General features: G+C 33.4%; 22 protein-coding genes. 6 read left to right on the plus strand and 16 right to left on the minus strand.

Annotated elements, in window-relative coordinates:
• Nucleotides 1-127 precede the first annotated feature (127 nt).
• The 3 genes from ACKI32_RS09045 to ACKI32_RS09055 are packed head-to-tail and all read left to right on the plus strand — an operon-like array spanning nucleotide 128 to nucleotide 1,279.
• On the plus strand, nucleotides 128-550 hold the full coding sequence (locus ACKI32_RS09045) for a hypothetical protein (RefSeq protein WP_407415638.1): 423 nt from the start codon (nucleotides 128-130) through the stop codon (nucleotides 548-550).
• Between the two features lie 2 nt (nucleotides 551-552).
• Nucleotides 553-996 (plus strand): hypothetical protein, encoded by a 444-nt coding sequence (locus ACKI32_RS09050; RefSeq protein ID WP_407415640.1) that lies wholly within the window; start codon nucleotides 553-555, stop codon nucleotides 994-996.
• 1 nt (nucleotide 997) lies between these two features.
• Complete coding sequence (locus ACKI32_RS09055; RefSeq protein ID WP_407415642.1) at nucleotides 998-1,279, plus strand: hypothetical protein; 282 nt, start codon at nucleotides 998-1,000, stop codon at nucleotides 1,277-1,279.
• On the opposite strand, the gene ACKI32_RS09060 is transcribed toward ACKI32_RS09055, so the two are convergent.
• The gene (locus ACKI32_RS09060; RefSeq protein ID WP_407415644.1) at nucleotides 1,268-1,540 is read right to left on the minus strand and encodes a hypothetical protein; all 273 of its coding nucleotides are present in this window, start codon (nucleotides 1,538-1,540) and stop codon (nucleotides 1,268-1,270) included. The two genes, ACKI32_RS09055 and ACKI32_RS09060, sit on opposite strands and share 12 nt — an antisense overlap.
• Before the next feature lie 9 nt (nucleotides 1,541-1,549).
• A complete protein-coding gene (locus ACKI32_RS09065) occupies nucleotides 1,550-1,744 on the minus strand; it encodes a hypothetical protein (RefSeq protein WP_407415646.1) in 195 nt (64 codons plus the stop codon).
• A 124-nt stretch (nucleotides 1,745-1,868) separates the two neighbouring features.
• On the opposite strand from ACKI32_RS09065, the gene msrA reads away from it, so the two are divergent.
• Nucleotides 1,869-2,762: a peptide-methionine (S)-S-oxide reductase MsrA gene (gene msrA, locus ACKI32_RS09070; protein WP_407415648.1), complete on the plus strand. Its 894-nt coding sequence runs from the start codon at nucleotides 1,869-1,871 to the stop codon at nucleotides 2,760-2,762.
• 21 nt (nucleotides 2,763-2,783) lie between these two features.
• Nucleotides 2,784-3,179, plus strand: a complete 396-nt coding sequence (locus ACKI32_RS09075; protein WP_407415650.1) for a hypothetical protein — start codon at nucleotides 2,784-2,786, stop codon at nucleotides 3,177-3,179.
• Here the strand turns inward: ACKI32_RS09075 and ACKI32_RS09080 are convergent.
• Together ACKI32_RS09080 and ACKI32_RS09085 are read right to left on the minus strand one after the other, a co-directional pair.
• On the minus strand, nucleotides 3,166-4,149 hold the full coding sequence (locus ACKI32_RS09080; RefSeq protein WP_407415652.1) for an Mrp/NBP35 family ATP-binding protein: 984 nt from the start codon (nucleotides 4,147-4,149) through the stop codon (nucleotides 3,166-3,168). The two genes, ACKI32_RS09075 and ACKI32_RS09080, sit on opposite strands and share 14 nt — an antisense overlap.
• Nucleotides 4,150-4,166: 17 nt before the next feature.
• The gene (locus ACKI32_RS09085; protein ID WP_407415654.1) at nucleotides 4,167-5,498 is read right to left on the minus strand and encodes an FAD-dependent oxidoreductase; all 1,332 of its coding nucleotides are present in this window, start codon (nucleotides 5,496-5,498) and stop codon (nucleotides 4,167-4,169) included.
• A gap of 73 nt (nucleotides 5,499-5,571) precedes the next feature.
• On the opposite strand from ACKI32_RS09085, the gene ACKI32_RS09090 reads away from it, so the two are divergent.
• Nucleotides 5,572-6,201, plus strand: a complete 630-nt coding sequence (locus tag ACKI32_RS09090; RefSeq protein WP_407415656.1) for a CatA-like O-acetyltransferase — start codon at nucleotides 5,572-5,574, stop codon at nucleotides 6,199-6,201.
• A 201-nt stretch (nucleotides 6,202-6,402) separates the two neighbouring features.
• On the opposite strand, the gene ACKI32_RS09095 is transcribed toward ACKI32_RS09090, so the two are convergent.
• From ACKI32_RS09095 to ACKI32_RS09150, 12 genes are all read right to left on the minus strand, one after another.
• Nucleotides 6,403-6,891 (minus strand): hypothetical protein, encoded by a 489-nt coding sequence (locus ACKI32_RS09095; protein ID WP_407415658.1) that lies wholly within the window; start codon nucleotides 6,889-6,891, stop codon nucleotides 6,403-6,405.
• A gap of 6 nt (nucleotides 6,892-6,897) precedes the next feature.
• Nucleotides 6,898-7,587 carry an NADPH-dependent F420 reductase gene (gene npdG / locus ACKI32_RS09100; protein WP_407415660.1) on the minus strand — a complete coding sequence of 230 codons (690 nt, stop codon included), beginning with the start codon at nucleotides 7,585-7,587 and terminating at the stop codon, nucleotides 6,898-6,900.
• A gap of 8 nt (nucleotides 7,588-7,595) precedes the next feature.
• Nucleotides 7,596-8,147: a DUF2284 domain-containing protein gene (locus ACKI32_RS09105; RefSeq protein WP_407415662.1), complete on the minus strand. Its 552-nt coding sequence runs from the start codon at nucleotides 8,145-8,147 to the stop codon at nucleotides 7,596-7,598.
• A 36-nt stretch (nucleotides 8,148-8,183) separates the two neighbouring features.
• Nucleotides 8,184-9,560 (minus strand): MATE family efflux transporter, encoded by a 1,377-nt coding sequence (locus tag ACKI32_RS09110; protein ID WP_407415664.1) that lies wholly within the window; start codon nucleotides 9,558-9,560, stop codon nucleotides 8,184-8,186.
• Between the two features lie 4 nt (nucleotides 9,561-9,564).
• Entirely contained in the window at nucleotides 9,565-10,929 is a 1,365-nt protein-coding gene (cca, locus tag ACKI32_RS09115) for a CCA tRNA nucleotidyltransferase (protein ID WP_407415666.1), read from the minus strand.
• A 4-nt stretch (nucleotides 10,930-10,933) separates the two neighbouring features.
• Nucleotides 10,934-11,491 (minus strand): RNA 2',3'-cyclic phosphodiesterase, encoded by a 558-nt coding sequence (thpR, locus tag ACKI32_RS09120; protein ID WP_407415668.1) that lies wholly within the window; start codon nucleotides 11,489-11,491, stop codon nucleotides 10,934-10,936.
• Between the two features lie 9 nt (nucleotides 11,492-11,500).
• On the minus strand, nucleotides 11,501-12,631 hold the full coding sequence (locus ACKI32_RS09125) for a 3-dehydroquinate synthase II (RefSeq protein ID WP_407415670.1): 1,131 nt from the start codon (nucleotides 12,629-12,631) through the stop codon (nucleotides 11,501-11,503).
• A 9-nt stretch (nucleotides 12,632-12,640) separates the two neighbouring features.
• Nucleotides 12,641-13,435 carry a 2-amino-3,7-dideoxy-D-threo-hept-6-ulosonate synthase gene (locus tag ACKI32_RS09130; protein ID WP_407415680.1) on the minus strand — a complete coding sequence of 265 codons (795 nt, stop codon included), beginning with the start codon at nucleotides 13,433-13,435 and terminating at the stop codon, nucleotides 12,641-12,643.
• A gap of 223 nt (nucleotides 13,436-13,658) precedes the next feature.
• Entirely contained in the window at nucleotides 13,659-14,174 is a 516-nt protein-coding gene (locus ACKI32_RS09135; RefSeq protein WP_407415672.1) for a class I SAM-dependent methyltransferase, read from the minus strand.
• Nucleotides 14,167-15,006 carry a pantoate kinase gene (locus ACKI32_RS09140; protein ID WP_407415674.1) on the minus strand — a complete coding sequence of 280 codons (840 nt, stop codon included), beginning with the start codon at nucleotides 15,004-15,006 and terminating at the stop codon, nucleotides 14,167-14,169. Before ACKI32_RS09140 ends, ACKI32_RS09135 begins: the two co-directional genes overlap by 8 nt.
• Before the next feature lie 42 nt (nucleotides 15,007-15,048).
• A complete protein-coding gene (locus ACKI32_RS09145) occupies nucleotides 15,049-15,555 on the minus strand; it encodes a flavodoxin (protein ID WP_407415676.1) in 507 nt (168 codons plus the stop codon).
• Between the two features lie 64 nt (nucleotides 15,556-15,619).
• A complete protein-coding gene (locus ACKI32_RS09150) occupies nucleotides 15,620-16,843 on the minus strand; it encodes an FprA family A-type flavoprotein (protein WP_407415678.1) in 1,224 nt (407 codons plus the stop codon).
• Between the last annotated feature and the right edge of the window lie 133 nt (nucleotides 16,844-16,976).

The raw sequence follows: 16,976 nt of genomic DNA on the forward strand, positions 1-16,976 counted from the left end.
ATATACTATTTTTTTATAATATGAACAATGGTGATGGTTGAAATGAGCATTCGTTTGTATTCCTTTAGTGGTGTTTAGGAAGAGAATGTTCATTTGTTTTTAAAAAACTTATTTTTTTGTGATTATTATGAGCGAACTTAAACAATTAATAGAAAAATACATTGAACTTGACGATTCATTTGAAGAAGGAAACGAAGAATTAGAACAAGAGTTAGATGAATTAGGTCATGAAATCGACCATATGGTTTACCATGAAGAATTCCTCATTGTCTTTAACAAAGATGGAGACGAAGAAAAAATAGTCACCATGCTTATTGATGAAAGCAACGAATATTTCATCCCAGTTTACACTGATGAAGAGGAAGTCGAAAAAGCTATTGAATTTTTCAAAGAAGAAGCTGGAGATATTGAATTCTTAACTGAAAAAGCAATTGGTAATGAACTTAATTTAACTTATGCTGATGACGATGAATTTTTAGGATTAGCTGTCAATGCTCCTCAAAACGGATTTTTCGTTCCATCAGTAAATGTTCATGATTGTAGTGAGTAGATATGGATCCTAGAGATTACGAAGACTATCAAAAAAGTAATGTAAAAGCTTCCAAAAGCCAGCTTAAGGAATATATCCAAATATATGCAGATATGGCTAAAAAACTCAAAAGTGAAGATGCCATAGAGCTTGAAGCTGTAAAAAATAACATTCGACAAACATATCCAACTGAAATCTATTTTACATTAGTTGATGAAGTAGAAAACCCAGTTAAATTAACATTGACAGAATCAAGTAAGGAATACATTATTCCTGTTTTTACTGACATCCGAGAATATGCCATTGGAAGCGCCAAGATTACCAAACTATTTTTAGAAAAGCTTGATATGAAAGTAATCTCACCTGAGGATATCTTAGAATTAGCTGAAGAAGATGAATATTTCCAAGGTTTTGTAATCAATCCTCACTCACAGAACTTTAATATGGACCGAACAGGAAGCTTTTAAAATGAAATTCATATGCCCTACAATCGGTGAAGATCACGAAAAGGACTTTCTCGTAACAGGAAATCTGGATGAATTTAGGATTATTGTTTTTTCAGATTTAACTGAATATAAAAAAGGATTCGAATATCTTGAATTGACTGGCTACCAGCCAACTGAAGTATCAATCGACTTATTTAAAGAGCTTTCAAAAAATGATGATGCTTTTTCAGGCATTATTTTAAACATACATGATGAAAACAGAATTATTTCAAAAAAAGAGTTACAAGAAGAATTATTTATCTAATTCTTCCTCAGTTTCATCATCTATAATATCTATTTGATAATATTTGTATCTATAAGACATTTTAAAACCAGAATCCACTTCACGTTTAGGTCTTCTTTTACGTCTTATATTAGGCCCATTCCTATCTTTGAATTTCTGTTGATGGGCTTTGACTAAGTTTTTATTCTCACGATAATATGTATTTTGTCTGTGACGAATATGTGGTGCCCTATAGATTCTTTTTCTAAGCAATCGTCTACTGCTAGTAACCCGTCTTATCACAAAAATCACTTATTTTTTTCTGTTTAAATTTTTTGTTGCAGATTTATCTAAAGTAGCTTGAATCTCATCGATTCTTTCAACAACCACTTTAATAGCTTGTTCTCCTTGACGAGTAGGGTTAATACCTTGTTCAACGAGTAAAGCATCTCTTATATCTCTTAATCTGTCAATAGAGTCAATTTTCATTATAGTACTGTAAAACATTAATTAATTCCTCCATTTATAATCTAATATAAGATTTGAATTTCCTAATAAAAAAGACTTTTGTCGGAATTTGAATTTCCACATTAGACAAACTTAAATTAATTTAAAAATCAAATAGGATATTATGTTTACAAAACAACACGTTATCTATCTTGCCGGAGGATGCTTTTGGGGTGTTGAAGCATTCATATCACGACTTAATGGAGTAAATCAGACAGAAGTGGGATATGCAAATGGCCTTGATTTAGCACCATCATATGAGAAAGTCTGCACCGGTAAAACTGGCCATGCCGAAACAGTTAAAGTAACATATAATCCAGAAATAATTTCACTTGATAAAATTTTAGAGAATTATTTTAAAATTATTGATCATTACTCCAAAAACCGTCAGGCAGCAGACATTGGAACACAATACAGAACAGGAATCTACTGGCAGGAGGACTTTCAAAAGGATATTGTCCTAAACTTTCTAAAAGAAAAGCAAATGGATGCAAGTAAAAGGATATTTGTTGAAGCAAAACCAATAAGCTGTTTTTATCCTGCAGAAGCGTATCATCAAAAGTACCTTGAGAGAAATCCTCAGGGTTACTGTCATGTGGATTTAGGTTTGATAGATGATAAAGAATTTGACCACTTGAGCCAAAAGGAGTATGAAATAACACAGCTTGCAATGACAGAAGCACCTTTCAGTGGTGAATATAATGACTTTTTTGAAGATGGTGTATATGTTGATGTGGTCGATGGTGAAATTCTCTTTTCCTCTGATGACAAATTTGATTCAGGATGTGGCTGGCCAGCATTTTCAAAGCCAATATCAGAAGATGTAATATCAAAACACAGGGACTTTTCTCATGGAAGTACACGTATAGAAGTTAGAAGCACCAAATCAAACTCCCACCTGGGTCATGTCTTCAATGATGGTCCTGATGGGTCAAAAAGGTACTGCATTAACTCAGCAGCATTAAAATTCATACCAAAAAATGAAGTTGATGAATATTTGAAAAAATTAAATAAATAATGAAAATCAAAAATAGATACAATGAAAATTGAAGAAATTAAACATCCAGAGTTAAAAGATCATATAAATATGATTTACATGCATGGTGAAAACCAAAATCAAGAAGCTATTGAAAGAACAGAATCTGAAATTAAAGAATATATCAAAGACAACTATTTTATCATATCCATTGAAGACAATGAACCTGTAAAAATACCATATGCCAATGATGGAGAATACATTGTTCCTATTTTCACTGACGCTTTGGAGTATAAAAATGGAATGCAGTACTTTTCACTAAATGTAATGGATGAAAACAAGGAATATATTATTGAAAAACTAGATTATTTTAAAAATTTAAAGGATGATCCTAATTTCTTAGGATACATCGCCAATATAGCAAGAATAAGCTATATCATCAATATTAATCTTTTATAAACTCTTTTTGGATTTCTTCAACTATTTCAACGAATCTTTTTGACACTTCATCATCCGGATCGATAGTTGCGATAACTCCATCCTTATTTGGTGAATCGGATACTTTTTCTTCTATTGGTAAATCACCCAAATAAGTGATTTCCATTTCTTCAGCAAATAATTCACCATTGCCTTTACCGAAAATATGAAGTTTTTCATCACAGTGTGGACAAATGTAATAAGCCATATTTTCAATAAGGCCAATTTTGTCAATGTTCATCATTTCAACCATTTTAACACATTTTAAAACATCTTCCTGTGATACAACGTTTGGTGTTGTTACCATAATTACTGCATCAGCATCAGGAATGGTTTGTAAAACGGTTAACGGTTCATCTCCTGTTCCAGGTGGATTGTCAATGATTAAATAGTCAAGTTGACCCCAATGAGCATCAGAAATCAATTGTCTGATTGCACCGGTTTTTTGCGGACCTCTCCATATGATTGGTCTGTCTATACCTTCAAGCAAGAATGCCATTGACATTACCTTCAAACCACTAGGTGCTGTAACTGGAAACATGGAATGTTTGTATTCTTCCTGTTTGGCTTTGATGAATTCTGCTTTTTCCTCATCATTTTCAAAGGTTTCTTTTGCCATTGCACCTTCGGTAAGTTCCTTGAATACACCAAATTGATATTCACTGAATGCTTCACCGTATAAATTGTCTAAACCTAACATTTTAGGTATGTTTGGTCCGTGGATATCCGCATCCAAAATACCTGTTTTATAACCTAAATTCTGCAGGGTTTCTGCAATGTTTGCTGCAACAGTGGATTTTCCAACTCCTCCTTTTCCACTCATTACAACAATTTTATGTTTAATTTGACCTAAGTTTTTAGCTAGTCTTAACTCTTGTTCTATCATTTGTCTTTGTTGTTCAGGAGTCATTTGGCCTCCATGACCATGATGACCGTGTCCATGTTCAGGCATAAATATCATCTCCAAAATTAATTAAATTTTTTACTTACTTCTTCAACAGCAAGGATTAAAGGATCAGTAACCATTGATACTGGTGGTGCATAAGCAAATTCCATATTACTTAAATCAAAGCAGGTTAAACCTTCAGTAATAGCTAAAGTCATTGTATCGATTCTTTCAGCTACCCTTTCTTCAGCTATGATTTGACAACCTATAATGGTTCCGTTTCCATCACATATAACTTTAATGTCCATTGGTTTTGCGTTAGGATAATAACGTGCTCTTGTAAGTGCTTCTACTTTTTGAACAACTGGTCTTATTCTGTTCTGTTGAGCAAAACTGGTAGTGTATCCTACAGCACCAAATTCCAATTTGCCCACTTTAGAAACCATTGAATTCAATACAGGATTAAATCTTGATTTCTTACCACAGATTGTACGAGCCAATGTTTTGGATTGACGAACTGCAGTTGTACCTAATTGGGAAATGGTGTTTGAACCTAAAATCAAATCCTTTGATTCAACACAGTCCCCTACTGCATAAACATCTTCCACTGAAGTTTCCATCCTGTCGTTGACCATGATAGCCCATCTTCCAGTTTCACAACCTGCCATTTTAGCTAATTCCAATTCAGCCCTTACACCAGTAGCCATGATAACCATGTCTGCATCATATAAGTCTTCATCTCCAAAACAAGCCTTTTCGACTTTGGTTTCACCAATCAATTTTGTAATTGGTTTTCCTAAAACCACTTGAATACCTTCCATCTCCAAATATTTAACCAATATATCGGACATGTCTTTGTCAAGAGACCTTGGAACAATTTGAGGCAACATTTCACTTAATATAACATTTAAACCTTGTTTTTTAAGAGCAAATGCAATTTCAATACCAATCAATCCAGCACCGGTAACGATAGCACTTTTGGCATCTTTCATTGCCTCTTGAACCTTAATACCATCATCGATGTTTCTTATTCTAAATACTCCATCAAGTTCAACTCCTTGCATTGGAGGAACAAATGGATTACCACCAGTAGCTAAAACCAATTTGTCATAGTCTAAAACTGTTTCTTTACCATCTTTTTCATAAGTAACTGTTTTTTTACCACTATCAACTGCAGTTACTTCAGCTTCGACAATAACTTCAATATCTTTTGCTTTATAATCTTCAGGAGTTCTCATAACTATATCATCAAAAGATTTGATTGTACCGGACAATACATAAGGAATAGCACATGGAGAATATGCTACCTTATTATCTCTTGTGATAACTGTAATTTCAATTTCTTTATCGAGTTTACGAATATTTGAAGCTGTGGAAATACCTCCAGCTCCACCACCTACAATAACAACTTTCATTTTAACAAAACCATATGATTTATACAGTATATAGTTTATATTAAATTAATATAAAAAGATTAAGGTTTATACAATGAGAGAAATTGAATTCAATTTAAATGAAAATCCTTTTTACGACTTTTTATCTTCAAGATATTGTATGTCTGCACGAATAAACGTTGAAAAATTATGGAAATACTGTAAAAGCAATGATGAATCCTTTTTTATCTTATCTCTTGGATGTTTAATGAATGCTGTGAATAGTGTCAGTGAGCTAAAAAGAAGGATAATTAATGAGAAGGTTGTTGAATTTGATTATCTGGAGGGAACTTCCCCAATAATGAATAAAGATGAGGAAATTTACCGTGAGATGAGAGTAAAAACACCGCAAAACTTCAAAAACATTCACCAATGGCACGATTATGTCAAGAAATTATTAACAGATATTTTAAATGGAAATGATGAGGGTTTTACATTGGATATGCAAAAAAGAGATGAGGAAAACATTGCAAATTTCTCTTGTATTCCATGGGTTGACTTCGATTCAATAACAAATTGCATTGTAACAGGCCATCAGATTCAACCATTAATAACTTGGGGAAAAGTCAATGAAAACTATGAAATGACAGTATCAATTACCGTCAGCCACATATTTGTAAATGGTTTGGAAATCAGCAAATTCTTTAAAAATGCTCAAAAAGAATTTAATCAAATAGAAATTTAAATATATTGTATAAAAAAAATCTATTGTAGATTTTTTCAAAACTTCATTAAAAAAGTTTAAAAGTCGATATAAAATATTTAAATTAAAATTAATTTAAAATAATATTAATAAAAGAGCTTAATGATTAAATATTAAATGTTAATGATTTATATATATCAAAAAACAAGAAAAAATAAAAATCCGCATTAAAACAATTATAAACTAAAAATTACAATATGAAATCTCATTGATAATTTTCTCCAGATACTTCTTTTTTAGGACAAACTCACGTTTGTTTGCAAGATGGTCACTATGTGGTTGTGCAACTTTTTCATTTAATCTACTAGCACCCAAATACTTGGTGTCACCTTCTCTTAAACAATGGGCTTGACCTTCTTCTATAGCTTTCCTGATATGTTCATAGTCATTTAATAAAACTTTAATGTCATTGGTCAGATTGTATATTTCCAAATCAGTAATCAGACCTGATTCATCATGCCAAACTATCAAAATAGCTTCTTTTTTAAACAACTCTGAAAAAGAAATTAAATTAAAGTAATCAATATCTGCAAGTTTAAACTTATCTGCAGGATATTTCCTTCCGCAAACCTTGTATTTATACTCTAAAGGTGCAATAAAAAAAGAATTATTAGATCCATCCAAACTAACTTCATCAACATGTTTTCCAATGAGCTGTTCAAATGAATCCATATTAATCTAATCTTTGTCTAAAGCTGGAATTCCAGTAATTCTTAAGCCACCATAATGGGATTTGTATTTGATGTTTAATCCAATCAATAATGGAGTAATTTTTTCAATGATTCTGGCTTTTTCCAAAATACCGCAATCAATTGTTTTGATTCCAGATATTTTATCAATGATTTCGGCTGCAATCTCTTTGGATTCAACATCATCCCCTGCAATAAGACAATCACAATCGATTTCTTCAGGTATATTTGCAAGGTGTGAGTTTGAAATGTTACAGAATGCACAGATTACCTTAGCACCTGTTCCTTCAAGAATGGAAGCGGTTCTCTCAGCAGCAGATCCTTCCATCAAGTCAATGAATCTGAATGGCTTTCCACCGATTGCTGTTTCCAATGGTACGGTAGCATCCATGACAATCTTGTCTGTACAGAATTCCTTGATTCCTTCCAAGGTCGGCTTTTGAGCAGCCAATGGAACTGTGATTATTAATACATCACCTTCTTTAGCGGCATCTTCATTTGCCATACCCTTCATATTGGATAAATCATAGTCCGCCAAGTCTTCCTTAGCTTTTGCAACTACATCTAATGCTTTTTCTTCTTTTCTTGAACCTACAATCACATCTACACCAGCAATAGCTAATCTTTCTGCAATTCCAAGTCCTTGTGGTCCTGTTCCACCAATTACACTTACAATCATTTTATCACCTATTTTTTATTGTAAAGCAATCCTCCAACAAATATCAAGTATTCAGGCAGTTTACCATCTTTTGCATATTGAATTTTAAATCCGAAGACATCTTCAACTGTCCTGTCAACATCCCCACCAAGAGATTCTATTGAGTATCTCATTTTAAAAGGCATTTTACATGGCATGTTGAATTCCCTTGTACATCTCATGCATAAGTTACATTTGCCTAAAAAGAGTCCAAGTGAATCTTCACTTTCAAGCATATAAATTTCATTCATCAATTTGACTTTCATGCGTTCAAAACGCTTCAAAATAAATTCCAGCTCTTTTTCTTCAAAAGTGTGAGCCAATTCCTCTTCGGAAAAGTCTATCTTAAATGCTATTATCTTAAGCTTGTTATAGGAATTCCAAACATCCTCAACGTCAAAATCAAATGGAGGATAATTCCAGTTGTATCCTAATATTTCCTGCTCTTCAATACATAGTTTTGAGATTCTATCAAAATCTACATATTTTTCGTAATACTGCCCAACCTCAACATCAGCGGTTAACTTAGTAATCTCTGACATGGTTTATAATATAAAAATAGAACATTATAAAATTTACTAAGAGACAATCTTAAAATAGCTTTCATGCCTTTTCAGGTAATAGTTGACATAGGCATATCCTATAATACATCCCACTTGCATTCCTACAACCAAACCAATATATATTCCAACGACACCCATATTGAATACGAAAGCAAATAACCATGCAAAGATTGCTTCCATTATGAATGACCTTAAAACTGTTAGAAGAAGGGATCTTGTTCCTTTTCCCATTGATTGGAAAATATTTCCTGAAAGAATACCGAACGGCATCAACAATATAAAGAAACATAATATGCGCAATGCCTCAACGATGCTTGGACCCAATACTGAGCTGTCTGCAGAGTAGGAAAATATGAATGATAACGGGTCAGCAAATATGAAAAAGAATGAAGAGACAATTACTGATGATATCAATCCAAGTTTGATTCCATAGTTAAGAGCTGTTTTTAGATTTACCAAATTACGAGCGCCATATGCTGCTCCACCAACAGTCAAAGAGGCAACACCAATACCGATTAATGGAGACATTCCAATTGAAACCAGTCTCCATGTTGCAGTATATGCCGCAACGGCAATTGTTCCGGATAAAATAGTTATCCAATAATTAATCAGGATTGAAACGAATGATATGATGAACTGTTCCAAACTGGCAGGAATACCAACAACCAATATGTCCTTATATATTGTGAAATCTCTCTTGTATTCACTCATTTTAACTTCCAAAAAGCTGTCTCTTTTAATAAACATCCAGTAGACCATAGGAAGTGCCGCAAGTGTTCCTGCAAGAACTGTTGCAAATCCGGCTCCTGCAACTCCCCAGCCTACAACATAAATAAATATTGGATCTATAATCATGTTGATTATTGCAGTCAGCATCAACGGATATGATGCCCTTTTTATTTCACCCTGTGATCTGAATATTGCTGCCATCATTGCAGGCAAGAATACAGAAAATATTCCTCCTATTACCATATTTCCATAGGCCAAAGTTTCATTTAAAACCTCGCCAGCACCCATTATCAAAAGTAAAGGTTTTAATAAAAGTAAAATAATCACTGTTGAGATGATTGTCACTACAATAGCCAAAACTATTGAATGGATTGCACTGTTTCCTGCACTTTCATAGTCCTCAGCACCAATATATCTTGCAATCAGACTGTTTGAACCTGCACCTAAACCGTTTGCAAATCCGACAAGAGCCAAAAATAGAGGAGTTACAAAACCAACAGCCGCAAGTGGATTAGGACCCAAACCAGAAACCCATATACCATCAATGATGTTGTTAATCATCATGAATATGTAACTGATAATAATGGGCAAAGCTAATTTGTTTATTGCTTTTTTTGGATGGTTTACAATCAAATCTATATCTTCTGTTTTGTCCTCAGACATCAAATCACCTAATTAAATGTTGGCCCGGATTTAAAAAGTCATCTAAAAATTCTAAAAATTCTCCATCATCTATATCTTCAATATTTATAAATTCATAAGTGTTAACAAGAGTTTTCTTGAGGTTTTTTCCAACTTTGATTAAACCAATATGTTCTTTTGTGAGTATATGTTTAATCAAATCTCCCACATAGGCAAATTCCCTTTTTTGTGTGTGAACCAGATAATCTCCTTGAATGTAACAGTTTTCATTTTCATATTTTGTTGCAAAGTTTAAACAGGCCTGATTGATGAATACCTTAGGACCCTTATTGATTTTAACATTGTTTAAATAGGATGAAGCCATTTCCAACAATATTACTGCAGTTGATTTTTCATCACTCCAGTAATCAGCCTTGAATACATTGAATTCCTCAGTGTTTAACTTTCTTTCAAGTGCTTCACATGTTTTTCTGAGTTGCGGATGTAAAGTGTCAAGAGGAATTTCCGGAATTTCAAAGCTGATAGCCAACAATTCACTGTTTCTTGATAGGAATTCATCTAAAATATTAGTTTTATTTAAATTTCTTTTTAATGGATAGAAATAATCATGTTTATTGTCTGAATTTAAGTAGTTACGTGCAGATTGAATGAATTCGGCCATTTTATCCAATCTTAAAGCGGCCCCAACGTTTCTATTCATGTCTGTTGGATCAATGACTATTAACGGATCTTTGAATAATCTGGAGGTTCCATAATTTTCCAAATCAATGCTTTCACCATACTCCCATTTGATAGCTGCCTTCAGAGTATCCTCAAAGGTACCATAATGAATAACAAGCAATTCGCATAAATATCCTGCAAATCCACCAACCTTAAATTCAGAACCGTATGTTCCAGTCATTGCCATGAATCTTTTCAAAAGCAGAACTTCATCCTGTTGAGCCTCAGTTAGATTTGCCTTTACATAACGTGTGTGCAATATTGTTCTATCTACTGCAGATTTGAGTTCGCTTCCATCATTAATCGCATAGCATGGAACCATATCAACTTCAAATCCATCAATATCTGCAGTCACATAGGGATGGGAGGCGAAATGATGTGAAGCAACCCCATCAAATTCATCACAACACTTATGGGCAAGATATAAACCTTTTTCCTTAAGATACTTTTTATCAGTATCCAATGGAAAAGCAATGAAAATATCAATGTCTGATTTACCTTTTAAAGCAGTGTTCTTTGCAACAGAACCGACTATGGTGACCTTTGCATCGATGTTTTCATCATCACAAGCTTTTTGTAAAAAGTCAATTAATATTTGTGAAACTTTGTTAATTTCTTCTTTTTCTTCTAAACTTGGTTTTATATCCTTTAAAATTAAATCATAATCCATGAAATCACAATTCAAATACTTCTATATCATCATAAATTGGTCCGGAGGGTGTTAAAGTTGATTTTTTAAGTGATATTCTATCAACTTTCATCTCCCCAATTTCAACATCCTCAAATTCTTCAATTGTTGATTTTACCTGAGATTTGTTTTTTGCAGATTTCATACGTCCAATAGTTAAATGGGTTGAGAATTTCTTATCCAAATCAAATCCCAATTTATTAAATTCCACATCAAGCTTGTCATGTAGGTCTTTTAGGATTGTGTCATCTTCAATACCTACCCAGATAACTTTGATATGGTTATTGTTTGGAAAAGCTCCACAACTTTTAATTTTAATATTGAAAGGCTCTGCTTCAGATACCACATTAGCTATTTTTTCTTCAAGCAATTTTAAACCATTGGTGTCAATATCACCGAAAAACTTCAAGGTTAGATGTAGGTTTGCTAATTCCACATATTTTATCCGAGTATCTATTTTTTTAAATTCTTTTATTATTTTATTAATTTTCGGTTTTAAATCATCGTCTAAATCAATAGCTAGAAATGCTCGTACCTGTGACATGAAATCTCCTCATTGTTCTATAATAGTTTCATCAATAGCTATTCCAAAGTGACGCGCATTGGTTTCAACATAAACTTTAACCTTATCACCAGGTTTTATTTCAGCTACTGACAATGGATTGTTATCTCCATCAACAATCCTGATTGTTTCTGCATTTTGAAGAAGTGTTCTTATGGTTTGACCTTCATATTCAGCTTCAATTAATATTAATGGTCTTCTTTCAATTTTACTTCTTCCAACATAAGCTGTTCTGGTTTCACCGTCAGTATTTACGATTAATACATCATCGCCTGCAACAAGTTCTGACAGGTATCTAGTTTTGTTTCCCGGAACCATCACATAAGCTTGAACCGGACCTGCATTTACCCTAAATGGTCTTGATGCTACATATTCACTTTCCAAACTTTCGGAGTGAACTAAAAACATTGATTTTGAATATGAACCGATAAGCATTCCTTCACCAGGACTCATCATGTCAGTGGTGTCTACACATACCCTGTCACCGGAGCCTAGCGGTTTTACATTAGTGACTGTTGCAATTTTCAAATCATATTTAACTTGGGAAGCTTTAACGACTTCCTCTGCGATTTTTTTGGTTTGATTAAAGTCATTGGCTTCAAATATTATTCCGTCTGTTCCGTGTTCCAATGTTTCTAGTGCTACTTTTGCACCATCCAAATCACGTACAGCAGCGATAATTTCAACATCAACCTTTTGAAGGTCTGCAATAATGTTTTCTAGTGGAATGATTGTCCAGTCTGTTCCAACAAGAATAATATAATCAACGATTGAACCCAATTTAACGGCAAGTTGTTCATGAGCTTTATCAGTAATTTTAATATAAGCACATACTGTTTTTCCTTCGCTTTTTGCTTTTTTAGCATTTGCAATATCAACTGAATCGGAAAAGTCATCATTTAACTCTAAAAAGCCATCTCCTTCTCCGTTGATTCCAACTAAATATATGTCTGCATCTTCTCTGTTAGCAATAATTTTAACATTACCAAGTTTTCTGATTTGTTCCACATCATCCAAATCTAAAACATGGTCGATTCCTGATTCAAGAGCGGTTGTAATCATTTCTTTTTTATCATCCCACAATTCATCAGGAGTGCTTATCCAAGCAAATTTATTTTGCATTAAATCACCTTATTTGAGGAATTCTAAAGCTTCTTCAACTTCTAAATCATGGTGAACTACTTCTGATATTGCTCTTGTAATTTTACCTGGGTTGTCCGCTTGGAATAAATTACGTCCGAATGCTACACCAGCACCACCAACTTCAAGAGAGTCTTTTACCATTTGTAATAATTCTTCGTCAGTTTCCACTCTAGGACCACCAGCGATTACAACAGGTACAATTGCTCCTTCAACAACATCTCTGAAAGAATCTGGATCACCGGTATAATTGGTTTTGACAATATCCACACCAAGTTCTGAACCTACACGTGCAGCATGTTTTACGAATTCAACGTCATGTTCGTTTTCTACTTTTTGACCTCTTGGGTACATCATTGCTAAAAGTGGCATTCCCCAGTAGTCACAGGTTTCAGCTATTTCACCTAATTCCTGTAGCATCTGACTTTCAGTGTCACTTCCAAGGTTTACGTGTATTGATACTGCATCAGCTCCAAGTTGAATTGCTTTTTCAACGGTTGTTACAGTTACTTTGTCGTTTGGATCTGGTGCAAGGGAAGTACTTGCAGACAAGTGCACGATAAGACCAATATCTTCACCATAACCACGGTGTCCTTGTTTTACAATACCCTTGTGCATTAATATTGCATCTGCTCCACCTTGTGAGATGCTTTCAACTGTTTCGTCCATGTCAATAATTCCTGGAATAGGACCGCTTGATACACCATGATCCATCGGTGCGATTACAGTTCTACCAGTATTTCTGTTTATGATTCTTTCTAAACGAATCTTTTTACCTATCATTATCTAACCTCATATAAACTTATGATTTATATTTTTCTTAATTGCTATATATAATATTAATTGTAAAGAAATTGACAGTTAATTAAAAATAATTTATCAATTTTCAATAATATGCCAAATATCAATATATTAAATTAAACATTATTTAAATAATTATAAAATAAATGTCCAAATTGTATCATAATATATAATTTTTTCAAAATAAGATTTAAGAAATTAATATTAACTATTTTTTTAAAGATGGAGTCCACAAGTCGAATTCCTTAATTAACGGAGGAATTCCTGAATCGTGATAGGAATCAAGATAACCTTCATCTGAGGAATAATCTTCCCCACTTCCTTTTGATGAATTGAAGAACTCCAAGAGTCCACGGTTTCTAATTATAGTATGTTTTGGTTTAAAAGTGCTTGACCATATATAAAAGACCTTAAAGACAGTGTCTGGATGGTATCCTCCACCCAAATCAATAGCTAGCACATCACATTTTTGTGTAATTTTAAATGCTTCAGCCAGTACATCATGAAGGCGAACATCACCTGCGATAAATGTCACATCATCTAACTGTTCCATTATATCAATTGCTTCAGGAGAGTTGTCTATTGCAATGACATTACAACCTTTTGGGATTATTTTTGTTGTACCTCCCGTGTGACATCCAAGTTCAATGACAGTATCACCTGAGTTAGCTAATTCCAGGAGATCCTTTCTGTAATTTTTTATATCATAACTTAATTTAATCATAAACTATCCCGATGTTGTTGAGTTTATCCATATGTAAGTCTTTAATGTCTAAGTTTTTGAATGCATCTTCATCATATGCAAATGCAAATACAGTATTTCCAAGCATGGCCATGGAACTACCTAAAATATCACTCGAAGAATTAAAATAATCAGTCAAATCCTTCACTTCATCTGACATTAATTTTGTCTCATGAGAAAACTTAATTGAAAAATCCAAAAAATTCTCCAAACTTGGTTTTTCTTCGAATAATTCAAGATATTTCAAGCCCACCCGTGAAATAACTACTTTGTGATGAGGGTCCTGAATAATATCTGCGGTTTTAATTGTGCCAAAAGTCTTCCAAGCAATGAAAACATCCTCTTTAAAGGATTTTATCTCACCGATTCCCGGAGCACCAGGAGAAGTTCGCAAAACCAATCCGTGACCTGTTTGAGCAATAACATCCCCCAAACCAGCACCTAAATTAACTTCAGCCATATGTGCAATTTGACCACATAATTCCTTTGAATATCCAAGGTTTAAAAATTCATTTAAAGCTAAAGTTAAACTTAAAGCTGAAGCTGCTGATGTTCCGCAACCTGCACCAATAGGAAGTTGAATATCTTGTGAGATTTTAAAATTAGTTTCGATGTCCAAAATAGATAAAACTTCATTAATTACGGTGCTATCGCCTTGATTAACCTCAACGACTAATTCATCAGATTCTGATATTGTGGTTTTAACTCCTTTTGAGAGTAAAAAGCCAGCTCCACAGGATCCATTTTTCAATTTAATTTCATGATTTTCAATATTGAAAAAGCCTGTAATGTGACCGGGTACAAAAACACTCATATTAATTAATTAGTTTTTAAATTAAATATGTCTTTCTTAAAATTATTCATTAATCCATGCTTCAACAGTGCCTTTAGCGTCTCCCACATTAACTCCCGGAATAGAAAGACCATTTTTAATATCAGCTCCAGCACATAGTTTCTTCAAATCCTTTTTTGATGTGCCAAAACCAGAGCCTTCATGAGTTACAAAAGGTTTAACAGTTTTACCTCCAAAATCAAGCTGTTCTAGTTGTGTAAACATTGGCATTGGAAGTGTACCCCACCAATTAGGAAAACCAATATATATAGTATCATAAGAAGAAATATCATTTAAAGTTTCCTTTATTTCAGGCCTTGCATTTTGTTTTTGTTCTTTTTTGGCAACATCAATGCATTCCATATAATCAATTGGATATTCCACAGATGGTTCGACTTTAAATAAATCAGCTCCTGTTAATTCATGGATATATTCAGCTATTACTTCAGTGTTTCCTTTTTCAAGGTTTTTAAGTTCCCCACCAAAGTAATTTTCACCGTTTCTTGAAAAATAGACTACCAAACCAGACATTAAATCACCCAAATCTTGCAATTGCGAGTTTTAAAAATTAAAAAAAAAGGAAGAAATGAATTAACTATTCTTTAATAGAACGAGCTAATTCTGCACCTTTTTCAAATGCTTCTGCTAAAATATCTTCATCAGGTACAAATAATACATCTAAAGTATCGGTTACAGTGAATCCTGCTTCTTCAAGGTCACGTTGAAGTTTTGCAACAGCTCCACCACCCCATCCTTTGGATGAAAAGATTAATGCATTTTTCTCACTGCCAGTTCCTTTGAAGTTTACACAATCCAACCAGTACATCATGTTTCCAATTCTTGGGAACGGTTTGTTCATCATTGTTGGAGCACCAAGAGCAATTGCTTTGGAGTCTAGAATATCTGTAATTACATCATCAGGACCATCTTCCTGCATAAAGTACATTGCAACTTCCACTCCTTCACTCATTATACCTTCAGCAATTTGGAATGCTAATTTTTCGGTTGAGTGGTGCATAGTATCATAGATAACAGTGATTTTATCCTTACATACACCAGATGCCCATTCAGAGTATTTTTCTACAATAGGTCCTGGATTTGTCCAAATTTGACCGTGGCATGGTGCTATCATTTTAATTTGTTCCAAAAGACCATTGTCGGTTAACTCTTGTAGCTTCATTCTAAGCATTGGAGAACCTAAGGTTACAAGGTTTGCATAGTATTTTTGAGCTTCCCTAAGTAAATAATCTAGAGAGTAATCCTTATCAAATCTTTTTGAATGACATACGTGTTGACCGAATGCATCATTTGAAAATAGGATTCCCTCTTCAGCTAGGAATGTGAACATGCTGTCAGGCCAGTGAAGCATTGGAGCTGAAACAAATTTCAAGGTTCTACCACCAATATCTATTTCATCACCAGTAGCGACAGGAGTTAATTCTAAATCTGAAAAGTTATGATATTGTGCTTCTAAGAATTTAATACAATTTGCTGAAGCGTATATTTCCGCATCAGGATTATATTTATCAATAGTATCTCTTAAGTAAGTAGAATGATCCATCTCAGAGTGGTTTTGCACAAATACATCAATTTTAATTTCTTTTCCTTCTTGTGCAAATGCATCTTCAATTCTTGCATCCAATTGATTTTGTAATCCCACATAAGCATTATCAATCAATACAGTTTTTTCTTCACCAAATACTAAATATGCATTGTATGTAGTACCGGGAATTCCGTATCCGTGGAAAGTTCTACTATTCCAATGGATAACTCCTACCCAATAAACACCATCAGCTATTTTTACAGCTTTTGCTTTCATTTCAATACCTCAAAAATTTTAAGTTATATAAATTTATATGAAATGCAATATATAAAATATTATATTTAAGTTTAAGAGGTTATATTTTGAATAGAAGAATAGATTTACATATGCACAGTTTATTTAGTGACGG

The sequence above is a fragment of the Methanobrevibacter sp. genome (genome assembly GCF_045611865.1).
Lineage (GTDB): Archaea > Methanobacteriota > Methanobacteria > Methanobacteriales > Methanobacteriaceae > Methanocatella.